Raw genomic sequence first — 13,012 nt, forward strand, 5'->3', positions numbered from 1 at the left:
CTAGCCAACCTCGCGGCGGTCCTCGGCGACCACGTTCTGCCCGGTGAACCGGGCATTCGCGCGGCGCACCGGCCAGATCGCGCCGACGGCCTCGTAGCCGCGGATGGCCTCGGCCAAGGCCGCCTCACCTTCGGGGCGGCGTCCGGACCGCGCCAGCAGCACGGCGAGATCCTCCAGCGCCTGCGCCAATTCCACCGGCCGACCGACCCGCCGGTAGTGCGCGACGGCCTTCGTCAGCTGATCGGTGTCGCCCTCGGCCAGACCCCGGCAACGCAGCAACGCGGCCGCCGCCCGGGCCGGCTCGACCTCGCGGGCGGCCTCGCCGTCGCAGATCTCCAGCGCCCGCGCCACCAGCGCGGAATTCCCGGCCTGCAAGGCCAGCCGCACGACGTCGGGCAGCCACTGGTGGCGCAGCATCATCGGCGCGTAACGGGGATCCAGCACGGGTTCCAGCGCGATCAACGCGGCCTCGGTGCGGCCGTCGCGCTCGGCAGCCTGCGCCTCGGCCATCAGGAGGAAGTCGCAGTTCTCGCGGTCGGCGGTGGTGAGCATGGGCAGCTCGTCGGCGGCCGCGAGGTGGGCGGCCACCCGCTCGCCGTCGTCGCGCAGCGCCGCGATCAGGGCGGCGACACCGTGCGAAAGCAGCAGCAGGGGGCTGCTTTCCCGCAGTCCCAGGAAGGCCAGCTCCGGCCCCGACTGCGTGATCACCGCCAGCTCGCCGAGGGCATCACCCCAGCGTCCGGCCCAGTAGTGGTTCACGGCGGTCGACATCGGCAGCCCGCCGGGAAGTTGGCGGCGCTGCACCAAGGCCCGGGCGGCGGCGAGGGTGTCGTCGGCCTCGGGCAGGCGGTCCAGGTTCTGGAGGCTGAACACCTTGTTGTCCAACAGGCTCAGGTGCAGGTGCGCCAGGCTCGGGTCGTCGGCGACCACGGCCAGCGCCTCGTCCACGTACCGCAGCGCGGCGACGTGATCGCGGGCGATGGACTGGAACAACCACAGCGCCTGCAACGCATACGCGACGGCGAAGCCGTCGCCGGCCCGCTCACCGCTCTCGATCGCGGCGGCCGCGGTGACCTCGGCCCGCTCGATCTCGTTGAGGCCCATGCCCTCCCGTACGGCCAGCAGCGCCCGGCAGCGGGCCTGCCAGATCGGCGAAACCTCCGGCGCGGACACCGCTTCCCGAAGCGTTGCAACGGCTCGGGCCTCCTGGCCGCGGCGATAGTGCACCACCGCCCGGATCCACTGCATCTCGCCGGCGAGACGGGGGTCGCGGGTCACCGCGAGCACCGACCGCACCTCGTCCTCGGGCAGCTCGTCCCGCCAGTACAGCACCCGCGCCAGCACGGCCGTCAGCTCCACGTGCCTGGGATCGTCCTGCTCGCAGCCGACGACCACTCGCCGCAGCAGGTCCAGGCCGATGTCCGGGGCCCGGTGGGCGACCTGCTCGCCGTGCCGCAGCATCCAGTCGATCACCCACGAATCGACCGCCACCGGCGCGGCGACCAGTTGCCGCGCAACGGTTTCCATCGACGCCCCGGCCCGGTCCAGGCGCTCGGCGGCCTGCCGATGCAGCACGGTCCGCACGGTCGGCGAGGCTGCGTCGTACAGCGCCTGCCGGATCAGGGCGTGCCGGAACAGGTGCCGATTCCCGCTGGCCAGCAACACCTTCGCCGCGGCGGCTTCCTCCAGTGCCGGCCGCAGCCCGGAAACCGGCCGGTCCAGCACCGCGGACAGGTCGGAGACGGTGAATTCCGTGCCGAGCAAGGCCGCGCGCCGCACCACCTCCGCCGTCGCCGGCGAGAGAAAGCCCAGCCGGTGCGTCAAAGCCGAGGAGAGCGAGGTCGGCACCGCGACGTCGCCGGCGGACACCTCCGCGCGGCCGGCCGACACCTCGACGTGCTGGTCGCGGAGTAAAGCTTCCGCCAGTTCGCCTACGTACAAGGGGTTTCCGGCGGCGCGGTCGGCGAGACCCAGCAGCCCCGCGCCCGGCGTCGCGCCGACGATCCCGTGCAGCATCTCCGCGACCTCGCGCCCGCCGAGCGGAGCGAGCTGCAACAGCGCGCCGCCCCGGCGCCGCACGACCTCGCGCACGCCGTCGAGCACCGCCGTCCGCGGCACCGGCCGCAACGCCCCGACCAGCAGCAACGGCAGCTCCGCGGTGGCCTGCGCCAGCCGGCTGAACACCAGCAGGCTGGCCTCGTCGGCCCACTGGATGTCGTCCAGCACCAGCGCCAGCGGACCCTGCGAGCACATGTCCCGCACCAGCGCCACCAGCTCGTTGACGACGCCGAGGGTGGGATCGCCGCCGCCGAGCACGGTCTGCCCCTGCCGCATCATCTCCGCGACCCGCGCCCGCGCCGGATCGGGGGAATCGACGTCCACGCCGAGGCAGTCCAGCATCAGCCGCAGTGGGAACCGGCTGGCCAACTCGTCACCGGCGCCCCACACCAGCTGCACGGTGGCCTCGGCCATGCCGGTGGCGAGCAGCTCCGACTTGCCGATCCCTGGCTCGCCTTCGACCAGCAGCACGCCGCCGTTGCCGGCAGCCACGGACCGGACCGCCTCCCGCAGCACGGAAAGCTCGTGCGTACGGGCGACGAAGGTACGCGCCCGTGGCCGCGGACGGGACGTCCAGGAGGGGCGGCGGGTCGGCGCCGGCGTGGAGACCGCGGCCAGCGCCGGGTCGTTGGTGAGGATCTGCTGGTGGACCTCCGCCAACAGAGCGCCGGGCTGGGTGCCGAGCTCGTCGGCCAGCACCCTGGCCGCCGCACGGAACTGCTCGATGGCGTCGGCCTGCCGCCCCATCCGGTACAGGGCGGTCATCAGCAGCCCGCGCAGGCCTTCGTGCAGGGGATTCTCCCGTACGAGCGCGGTCAGCTCGGCCGCCAGCTCCACGTGCTGACCGGCGCGCAGCCCGGCGGCGGCGCGGATCTCCAGCAGGTCCAGACGGTCGGTGGTGAGCCGTTCGCGCAGGCTCGCCGCGAACGGTCCGGGCAAACCGGACAGCGGCTCGCCGTGCCACAGCGCCAGCGCCCGATCGGCTGCGGCGATCGCCTCGGCGTCGTCCGTGGCCTGCGACGCGCGCTTGTGAAGGGCGTCGAACTCGTGCAGGTCGACGTCGGGCAGCCGCAGGCGGTAGCCCGGCCCCTCGGACAGCAGCACGGTCGCGGCGCGGCTGCCACGACCGGGCTCCAACGCGCTGCGCAGGCCCGAGACGTAGGTGTAGACGCTGCCTTCGGCGGACGCCGGCGCCTCGTGGCCCCAGATCGCGTTGATCAGGTCCTCGCGTGACACCACCCGCTCCCGGCGGGACGCCAGCACGGCGAACAGCGCGCGCTGCCGCGGCGCGCCGAGCCGCAACTCGGTGTCGCCGCGCCGGACCAACACCGGGCCCAGGAGTTCGGCTCGCAGATCCACAGTTCCCCAGTCAGGCGGTGCCGCGTGAATGCCCTGTCACCTTACCCACGAGGTCGGGCCGCGAGGCGACACCCAGCTTCTGCATGATGCGCGACACGTGCGCCTGCACGACCCGCCGGGACAGCGCCAGTTCCGCGGCGATCTCCGGATTGCTCCGGCCGGTGGCGACCAGTTCCGCGACCCGCACCTCGTCGCCGACCAGCGAATGCCAGCCGGCCACGGTCGGTTGTCCGGTGGACACGGCCGCGCGCCGGATGCCGAACTCGCGCAGCCGGGACTCGGCGCGCCGGATGTCCCAGGAGGCGCCGAGTTCCGCATAGACGAGCATGGCTTCCTGGAACGTCTGCCGCGCCCGGTCGACCTCGCCGCGCCGGGCCAGCAGCACGGCCGCGTCCTCGTTCACGGTGGCGAACTCGATGCGGCGGCCGACATCCCGGTAGTGCTGCGCCACGGCCAGCAGTGGCTCGGGATCCCCGTCGATCAACGCGGAGCACCTCTGCGCGGCGGCGTGTGCCCGCGCTGGCCCGCTCTCCGACGATTCCTCGGCTTCGGCCAGGCGCAGTGCCTCGTAAGCGACGTCTCTCACACCGGCGTCCAGCGCCACGCGGGTGATGTCCGGCAACCACTGGTGCCGCAAGGTCATCCGACCGTAGGACGTGTCCAGGATCGGTTCGTACGCCGCCAGCGCGCCGGCCAGGTCGCCGTCCTGCTCCGCCGCCATCGCCCTGGCCGCCAGCGAGAAGTCGCTGTTCTCCTGGTCGCCGGGCGCGATCACCGGGTACGCGGACGCCGTCCGCAGGTGCGCCCGCAGCTGCTCGGTGTCGCCGCGGTGGCCGGTGATCAGCGCCGCGCAGCCGTACTGCAACAGCGGCACCCGGGACCGCAGGTCGAAGATGGTGATCTCCGGCTCGTCGCCGACGATCGAGTCCAGTTCGGCCAGCGCCTCGTCCCAGCGGCCCAGCCAGTAGTAGTGCACCGCCGCGCCGATGTGCGCCCGCCCCGACGGCCGGCCGGTGCGGCGGACCATCGCGTGCGTGCGGGCGACCGTGTCGGTGGCGTCGGTGAGGCGATCCAGGTTCTGGAGGCTGAACAGCCGAGCCCCGAGCAGGTTGAGCTGGAGGTCGATCAGCAGCGGGTTCCCGGTGGCTGCCGCGAGTGCGTTGTTCACGTGGGTCAGAGCGGCGGAGTGGTTGCGGCGCACGGATTCCACGTACCAGAGCTCGTGCAGGGCGCCGGCGATGGCCGGGGCGTCGTTGGTGTCGGTGGCGTGTCGCAGCGCCTCGGTGGCGGTCGCCTCGGCGGTGTCCAGGTCGTCCAGGCCGGTCCGTTCGAACTGGGCGCGCAGCGTGTCGTACCGCGCCACCCAGAAGTCCGGGGCGGACGGATTCACCGCCGCCGCACGGAGATCCTCGATCGCCTGCGCCACATCGCCCCGCCGGTACGTCAGACAGGCCAGGATCCACCGCATCTCCGCCGCGTGCGCGGGATCCCGCGTCACGTCGAGCAGCGCGCGGGCGGCTGCCTCGGGCTGCCGGCCCACCCGGAACTGCCAGCGCACCTGGCTCACCAGCAGCGCGTCCCGCTCCTCCGCCGATGGCGAAGTGCTTTCCAGCGCCCGGTTCAGCAGGCCCAGCACCAGCTCGAGGTCGCGGCCGGCGACGCCCTCCACGTTGGCCAGCAGCCACTGCACGGACCAGGGATCGAATGCCCCGGCCACCGACAGCTGCGCGGCCACGCGTTCCGCCGGCGCGCCGGCGTGGGACAGCGCCTTGGCCGACTCCCGGTGCAGCAGTGTCAGCACGGCGGTCGGCCGCTCCTCGTACAACGCCTGCCGCACCGCCGGATCACGGAACGCCAGGCGGTGCCCGGCGTCCACGAGCAGGCCGGCGTCGGTCGCCTCCTCGATCGCCCCGACCAGGTCGGCGGGGGAGGCGCCGACGATCGCCGCCAGGTCGGCCAGGTCGAACTCGACGCCGAGCAGCGCCGCCCACCGCAGCCGGTCCAAGGCGTTGGGGGACAGGAACTCCAGCCGTCGGGCGGCAAGCCGCGACCGGTGTCCGGCGACACCGTTCTCCACCTCGGCGACGCCGTCCACGGTGCGGAGCAGGGCGTCCCGGGCCAGGCCGTCGACCAGTTCACGGATGCGCGCGGGATTGCCGGCGGCGAGGTCGACCAGCTCCCGCAGCTCGGTGCCGAGCGCCGCCTGCACGCGGCGGGCGGCGAGCTCGTGCGCCTCGTCCTCGTGCAGCGGGCCGAGTGGCAGAGTGCGGCCGAGATCGACGCCGTGGGCATTGGGCGTCGCGCGGCGGGCGCCGACCAGCAGCAGCGGGAGTTGCTGCGTCAGCCGGGACAGCCGGTGCCACGCCAGCAGACCGGTCTCGTCCAGCCACTGCACGTCGTCGACGACCAGCACCAGCGGGGCCTCCACACACGCCTGCTCCACGAACGACAGCAGCCGGCCGATCGGGCTCAGATCCTCGCCCAGCGCCCACACCACCCGGCAGCCGGCGACCGGGGCGTCGGCGAGGCCGACAGCCAGCAGCGCCGACTTGCCGATGCCGGGCTCGCCGTCGACGAGCACGCAGCCGCCGGCACCGTCGGCCAGCGCCACCACCATCGCCCGCAGCCACGCCACCTCGCGCGCCCGTCCGACGAAGTCCGCCGGGGCCTCGGGCCGACGGGCGGAGGTGTCCATTCCCGGCGTGCCGGCAATGGGCACCGGCTGCTCGGCCGCGATCCGATCGTGGATGTCCTGGAGCGCCGGCCCCGGGTCGAGGCCGAGCTCGGCGACCAGCACCTCGCGGGCGTCCTCGAACTCCGCCAACGCCTCGTCACGGCGGCCGGCTCGGTACAGCGCCGTCATCAGCAGCCCGCGCAGGCCCTCCCGCCGCGGGTGCTCGCGCGCCAGCACCGTGAGCTCGGCGATGGCCGTGTCGTGGTTGCCCAGCGCCAGCAGCAGCTCGCTGCGACGTTCCAGCGTCGCCAGCCGGAGCTCCGCCAGCCGGGCCCGGTGCAGCTCCGCGAACGGGCCGGCCAGACCCGAGAGCGCTTCGCCTTGCCACAGGGCCAGCGCCTGCGAGACCGAGCGCAGGTCGCCGGCCCGCAACTCGTCGAACCGGGTGACGTCGAGTTGTGACGGATCGATCCGCAGCGCGTAGCTGGAGCCGACCGAGTCCAGCACGTGCGCCGCCGACTGCCTGCCGGCGCGCACCTGCTCCTGGAGCGATCGCCGCAGGTCGGAGACGTACGTGTGGAGGATGCCGACCGCCCGGGTCGGGGGCTCCTCGCCCCAGATGCCGTCGACCAGCTCCTCACGGGTCACGGCCCGCCCGGCGGCCAGGGCCAGGATCGCGAACACCGCCCGTCGGGCGGCCGAGCCCAGGTTCAACTCCTGGTCGCCGCGCCAGGCCCGAACCGGGCCCAGCAGCTGCACGCGCAGCGGTGCGGTCACGCGTTCGGCCGATCCACGGCGGAGCGATCGTCCATGTGCGGAGTGTAGCCACGGTGGGCAGAAATGCGCTGCCGGCGAGATGCGTGATCACTAGCGTGCGGCGCATGACTGTGTTTCCGTCGATCGAGCCGTACGAGACGGGCCTGCTGGATGTGGGCGATGGCAACAGGATCTACTGGGAGGCCAACGGAAATCCCGACGGCAAGGTGGCGCTGTGCCTGCACGGCGGGCCGGGCGCGGGCGGCATGCGGGGAGCCCGCAAGGCCTTCGATCCCGCCCTGTTCCGCATCGTGCTGTTCGACCAGCGCGGCTGCGGCGAGAGCGTGCCGAGCGCCGCGGACCCGTCGGTCGACCTGGCGTCCAACACGACCGGGCACCTCATCGCCGACATGGAGCGGCTGCGCGAGCACCTCGGCGTCGACAGGTGGCTGCTCTACGGCGGGTCGTGGGCGGCGACGCTGATCCTGGCCTACGCGCAGCGGTTTCCGGAGCGGGTCTCGGAAATCGTGCTGATCTCCGCGACCCTGTGCTCGGCCGCCGAGTACGACTGGATCTACGGCGGCGGCCTGCGCCCGCTCTACCCGGACGCCTGGGAGGCGTTCGTGGCCGCCGTGCCCGACGACGACGTGCTCGCCGGCTACGAGAAGCTGCTGGCCAGCCCCGATCCGGCGGTCCGCGAGCAGGCGGCGGCCGACTGGTGCCGGTGGGAGGACGCGATCATCGCGCACGAGACCCTCGGCCGCCCCGGGCAGTACGGCAAGCAGCTGGACGTGGTCGCGATGGTCCGGATCATCGTGCACTACGCCCGCCACCAGGCCTGGCTGGCGGACCGGCAGCTGGTGCGGGACGCGCACCGGCTGGCCGGCATCCCCGGCGTGGTGATCCACGGCCGGCGCGACCTGAGCTGTCCGCTCATCTACCCCTGGGAGCTGGTCCGGGCCTGGCCCGGGGCCGAGCTGACGATCGTCGAGGACTCCGGGCACACCGGCAGCCCGGCCATGGGCGAGGCGATCGGGGCGGCGGTTGCCAAGTTCTCCCCGCCGGGCCTATAGTCAACACATCGGTTGATAAACAGATTGGTTGACAATGGCCTCCGACGAGCAGCTGGACCGGGCCTTCGCCGCGCTCGGCGACCCCGTCAGGCGGGCGCTGATCGCCCGCCTGTCCCGGGGCGACGCCACGGTGAACGAGCTGGCCGAGCCGTTCGACATCACCAAGCAGGCGGTGTCGCGGCACATCCAGGTGCTGGAGGCGGCCGGTCTGATCACCCGCAGCCGCGACGGCCAGCGCCGCCCGTGTCACCTCGACGCGGGCGCGCTGGAGCAGCTGACGGCGTGGATCGACACCTACCGGCTCGCCGTCGAGCAGCGGCACCGGCGCCTGGACGCCGTGCTGGAGGCCATCAAGAAGGAGGAGACATGAACGCGACCACCATCACCGCCCAGCCCGGCACCCCGTTCATCGAGATCGAGCGGGAGTTCGAGGCCACGCCCGCGCAGGTGTTCCGCGCCGCCACCGACCCCGAGCTGATCGCCCAGTGGCTCGGCCCGCGCGAGCTGTCCATGGACGTCGAGGAGTACGACGCCCGGCCCGGTGGCAGCTACCGGTACGTCAACCGCGACGCCGACGGCAACGAGTACCGGTTCCGCGGCGTGTTCCACACCGTCGCCGCGAACGAGTGCGTCGTGCAGACCTTCGAGTTCGAGGGCGCCCCCGGCCAGGTCAGCCTGGAGACGGCGACGTACACCGACCTCGGGGGACGCACCCGCCTGCGCACCCGATCGGTGTTCCCGTCGGTGGAGGCCCGCGACGCCATGCTGGCCAGCGGCATGGAGCACGGCGTGAACGACTCCTACGACAAGCTGGCGGAACTCGTCGAAGGGTGAAACGGAGGGTAATCTCCCGAACCGCCCGAGTTGCACCTTGGGGCAGCGGCGGACGAGGGAGAAGCGATGGCGTGGAAACGGTTCGGCCTCGTGTTTGCGGCCATGCTGGTGGCGGCCGCGACACCCGCGCTGCCCACGACCTCGGTGACACCGGTCGCGAACGCCGCGCCCACGAAGCCCGTGGCGGCGGCGAAGCCCGCAACGGCTGCCGTGCAGGAGGCTCCGGCACCGGTGCCCGCCGCGGTCGGGGCGGCGGTGGCCGCAGGTCCACAGTGGCAGGTGTCGGTGCTGCCCCGGCCGGACGGTGTGCCCGACGACGCCCGCGCCATGCTGGGCGGTGCCGACGGGCACGGCGGCTACGCGGGCGTGGTGTTCGGTAAGGGCGTCAACATGACGCTCACGACGTGGACCGTGGACGGGGCCGTCATGCACGACGCGCCCGACGGCTACGACACGCCGTCCGTGTACGGCGAGAGCGACGACGACACGATCCTGCTCCAGGAGCACAGCACCGACGCCGCCGGCGCCTTGAAGATCTTCACGTTCGACGGCGCGGACTACAACCTCGTGCCGATCGGCTCGTACGGACAGTACGACGACGTGCGGGCGACCGTGATCGGGCCGCGCGGCGACCTCGCCGGCTACGTCAGCAAGTCTGGCGACGCGATGAACCCGGTGCCGCTGTACTGGCCGGCGCCGAACCAGCAGCCGACGGAGCTCAAGGGAGCCCTGCCCCATTCGACGCCGAAGGCGGTCGACGACGACGGCACCGTGTTGATGGAGGACCTCATCGACGGTCCGTACCTGTTGAAGGACGGCGTCGTCACCAAGCTGGCCCTGCCTCCGGGCGCGTCCAGCACCACCCCGGTGGCACTGCGCCACGGCGTCGTGGTCGGCTACGCCGAGGTGTCCGGCTCGCCGCAGTTGGCCGGAGTGCTGTGGAAGTCGCCGGACGCGCCCCAGCTGCCGGACAAGGCGACCACGCTGCTCGCCGTGACCTCCTTCGGGATGAGTGTCGGCGTCGACGGCACTCAGCCCGCGGTCTGGTCGGGCACCCGCGAGGTCGCGCAGCTGTCCCTGCCGGACGGCTACACGGACAGCGAGGTCCGCTTCATCGACGAGGACGGCACGGTCGGCGGCATGGTCGCGGTCGGGCCGATCTCCGAGCCGGAGAACTACCACGGCGGCTGGCCGGCGGTGTGGCGGATGCAGTCGCAGGGGTGACCGGCTTCGGTGCGGTGCTGCTGGCCGGCGGCCGCGGCAGTCGGATGGGCGGGGTGCACAAGCCGGCGCTGGTCGTGGCCGGCAGCACCCTGCTCGACCGCGCCCTGACGGCCGTCGCCGCCGCGTCGGAAGTGGTCGTGGTCGGGCCGGAGAGTGCCACGGCCAGGCCCGTGGTCTGGACCCGGGAGCAGCCGCCCGGCGGCGGTCCGGTCGCCGCGCTGGCCGCCGGCCTGCATCTCGTGACGACACCGGTGATAGCCGTGCTCGCCGCCGACCTCGTCGGCGTCACGGCGGACACGGTGGCTCGGCTGCGTGCGGCCGTCGAACGCGACGGGGCCGTGCTGGACGACGGCCGCCCCCAGTGGTTGATCGGCGTGTGGCGGGCGGACGCCCTGCGTAGAGTGCTGCCCGAGGACCCGGCGGGCGCGTCGCTGCGCTCGGCGCTGGGGCGGTTGGACTACGTCCCGGTCGCCGCCCGGCCGGGGGAGACCGCCGACGTGGACACGCCCGTCGACCTGGCCCGGGCAGCTTCACAGCACCCATACCGGTGATCCGGTTACCTACCGTCGGAGCACGCCGTCATCTAGGAGGTCCGCACGTGGCCGAGCCCGCCAACACCGAGGGCACGCCGCCGAACACCCCGGCCCGCGACGCCCAGCTGCTGGAGCGCACGGTGTTCGAGGTCAAGCGGGTGATCGTCGGCCAGGACCGGCTGGTCGAGCGCATGCTCGTGGGCCTGCTCGCCAAGGGGCACCTGCTGCTGGAGGGCGTGCCCGGCGTGGCCAAGACGCTGGCCGTGGAGACCTTCGCCCGCGTCGTCGGCGGCAGCTTCAGCCGCGTCCAGTTCACCCCGGACCTGGTGCCCGCCGACATCCTCGGCACCCGCATCTACCGCCAGACCAGCGAGACCTTCGACGTCGAGCTGGGCCCGGTGGTGGCCAACTTCGTGCTGGCCGACGAGATCAACCGCGCGCCGGCCAAGGTGCAGTCGGCGATGCTGGAGGTGATGGCCGAGCGGCACGTGTCGATCGGCGGCCAGACCTTCCCGATGCCCGACCCGTTCCTGGTGCTGGCCACCCAGAACCCCATCGAGAACGAGGGCGTCTACCCGCTGCCCGAGGCCCAGCGCGACCGGTTCCTGTTCAAGATCGTCGTGGAGTACCCGACGGCCGAGGAGGAGCGCGAGATCGTCTACCGGATGGGCGTCACGCCGCCGGAGCCGCAGCAGGTGCTCGGTCCCGACGAGCTGGTGCGCCTCCAGGACGTGGCGTCCAAGGTCTTCGTGCACCACGCGCTGGTCGACTACGTGGTGCGGCTGGTGCTGGCCACCCGCTCGCCCGGCGACCACGGCTTGACCGACGTCGCCGGCTGGGTCGCCTACGGCGCCTCGCCGCGCGCCAGCCTGGGCATCGTCGCCGCCGCGCGCGCCCTGGCGCTGGTCCGCGGCCGCGACTACGTGCTGCCGCAGGACGTGGTGGACGTGGTGCCGGACGTGCTGCGGCACCGCCTCGTGCTGTCCTACGACGCGCTGGCCGACGGCGTGCCGTTGGACCACATCGTCGCCCGCGTGCTCCAGACGGTGCCGCTGCCGCAGGTGTCCGCGCGGCCGCAGGCCGGCCAGCCGATGACCGGCCCGCAGCCCCAGCAGCAGCCGCCGTTCCAGCCGCACCTCGGGCCGATGCAGCCGCCCGCGCCGGTCGGTAGGCCGTGAGCGAGCTTGCGAGGTCACCGTTGGGCGCAGGGACCTGGGTCGCAGTCCCGCTGAGCGTTGGCGAGGTGGGTCTGTGATCGAGCTTGCGAGGTCGCCGTTGGGCGCAGGGACCTGGGTCGCAGTCCCGCTGAGCGTTGGCGAGGTGGGTCTGTGATCGAGCTTGCGAGGTCGCCGTTGGGCGCAGGGACCTGGGTCGCAGTCCCGCTGAGCGTTGGCGAGGTGGGTCTGTGATCGAGCTTGCGAGGTCGCCGTTGGGCGCAGGGACCTGGGTCGCAGTCCCGCTGAGCGTTGGCGAGGTGGGTCTGTGATCGAGCTTGCGAGGTCACCGTTGGGCGCAGGGACCTGGGTCGCAGTCCCGCCGAGCGTCAGCGAGGTGGGCCTGTGACGGAACCACGCCCCCGCTGGGCTCCTCCCGTGCTGCGTGAGGAGAAGCTGGAGGCGGCGCTGCGCACCCTGGAGCTGGACGTGCGCCGCCGGTTGGACGGCCTGCTCCAGGGCAACCACCTGGGCCTGGTGCCCGGGCCCGGCACGGAGCCGGGCGAGGCGCGGCCGTACCAGCCGGGCGACGACGTGCGCCGCATGGACTGGGCGGTCACCGCTCGTACGACGCAGCCGCACATCCGGGAGACGGTCGCCGACCGCGAGCTGGAGACGTGGATGGCGGTCGATCTGTCGGCCTCGCTGGACTTCGGCACGGCGGCGTGCGAGAAGCGCGACCTCGCCGTCGCCGCCGTGGCGGCCTTCACGCACCTGACGGGCGGTGGCGGCAACCGCATCGGCGCCGTGCTGTCGACCGGTCAGGACACCGTGCGGCTGCCCGCGCGTGGCGGTCTCGCGCACGCCCGCAACCTGGTGCGCCGCGTCGCCACGATGCCGCGCGCGCCCGAAGGCGTCCGCGGTGACCTGGTGTCGCTGCTGGAACAGCTGCGCCGGCCGCCGCGCCGTCGCGGGCTGGCCGTGGTGATCTCGGACTTCCTGGGCGACCTGTCGTGGGAGCGGCCGCTGCGCGGGCTGTCGGCCCGGCACGACCTGGTGGCCGTGGAGATCATCGATCCGCGTGACATCGACCTGCCCGAGGTCGGCCTGGTGACGCTGGTGGACCCGGAGACCGGCCGGCAGCGTGAGGTGAACGCGTCGCCGCTGCTGCGCCGCCAGTTCTCCGCCGCCGCGGACGAGCATCGGACGCAGGTCGCCGCCGGCCTGCGGCAGGCCAACTGCGCGCACCTGGTGCTGCGCACCGACTCCGACTGGATCGCCGACATGGTCCGCTTCGTCGTTGCCAGGAAACGGCGTTGGTCCGGGGGAGTCGCAGGGTGAAGGAGC

The 13,012-nt window shown here is 73.1% G+C and carries 9 protein-coding genes; 7 read left to right on the plus strand and 2 right to left on the minus strand.

Annotation, left to right across the window (positions count from 1 at the left end; translation table 11 throughout):
* Complete coding sequence (locus tag BCF44_RS07155) at window positions 1–3,417, minus strand: ATP-binding protein (protein ID WP_116173327.1); 3,417 nt, start codon at window positions 3,415–3,417, stop codon at window positions 1–3.
* Window positions 3,418–3,427: 10 nt separating this feature from the next.
* The gene (locus BCF44_RS07160) at window positions 3,428–6,868 is read right to left on the minus strand and encodes a BTAD domain-containing putative transcriptional regulator (RefSeq protein ID WP_116173328.1); all 3,441 of its coding nucleotides are present in this window, start codon (window positions 6,866–6,868) and stop codon (window positions 3,428–3,430) included.
* A 104-nt stretch (window positions 6,869–6,972) separates the two neighbouring features.
* Here BCF44_RS07160 and pip point away from each other — a divergent pair, with 104 nt between their 5' ends.
* The 7 genes from pip (at window position 6,973) to BCF44_RS07190 (ending at window position 13,006) form a co-directional block, all read left to right on the plus strand.
* Window positions 6,973–7,920, plus strand: coding sequence for a prolyl aminopeptidase (pip, locus tag BCF44_RS07165; RefSeq protein ID WP_116173329.1), 948 nt, complete (start codon window positions 6,973–6,975; stop codon window positions 7,918–7,920).
* Between the two features lie 34 nt (window positions 7,921–7,954).
* Entirely contained in the window at window positions 7,955–8,290 is a 336-nt protein-coding gene (locus tag BCF44_RS07170; protein WP_116173330.1) for an ArsR/SmtB family transcription factor, read from the plus strand.
* Window positions 8,287–8,754, plus strand: a complete 468-nt coding sequence (locus tag BCF44_RS07175) for an SRPBCC family protein (RefSeq protein WP_116173331.1) — start codon at window positions 8,287–8,289, stop codon at window positions 8,752–8,754. The genes BCF44_RS07170 and BCF44_RS07175 overlap by 4 nt, the downstream gene beginning before the upstream one ends.
* 66 nt (window positions 8,755–8,820) lie before the next feature.
* Complete coding sequence (locus tag BCF44_RS56550; RefSeq protein WP_211352920.1) at window positions 8,821–9,978, plus strand: hypothetical protein; 1,158 nt, start codon at window positions 8,821–8,823, stop codon at window positions 9,976–9,978.
* Window positions 9,975–10,529: a molybdenum cofactor guanylyltransferase gene (mobA, locus tag BCF44_RS07180; protein ID WP_211352921.1), complete on the plus strand. Its 555-nt coding sequence runs from the start codon at window positions 9,975–9,977 to the stop codon at window positions 10,527–10,529. Before BCF44_RS56550 ends, mobA begins: the two co-directional genes overlap by 4 nt.
* A 47-nt stretch (window positions 10,530–10,576) precedes the next feature.
* Window positions 10,577–11,689: an AAA family ATPase gene (locus BCF44_RS07185; RefSeq protein ID WP_246014874.1), complete on the plus strand. Its 1,113-nt coding sequence runs from the start codon at window positions 10,577–10,579 to the stop codon at window positions 11,687–11,689.
* Window positions 11,690–12,070: 381 nt separating this feature from the next.
* Window positions 12,071–13,006, plus strand: coding sequence for a DUF58 domain-containing protein (locus BCF44_RS07190; RefSeq protein ID WP_116173332.1), 936 nt, complete (start codon window positions 12,071–12,073; stop codon window positions 13,004–13,006).
* The last annotated feature ends 6 nt before the right edge of the window (window positions 13,007–13,012 follow it).

The sequence above is a fragment of the Kutzneria buriramensis genome (genome assembly GCF_003387475.1).
GTDB lineage: Bacteria > Actinomycetota > Actinomycetes > Mycobacteriales > Pseudonocardiaceae > Kutzneria > Kutzneria buriramensis.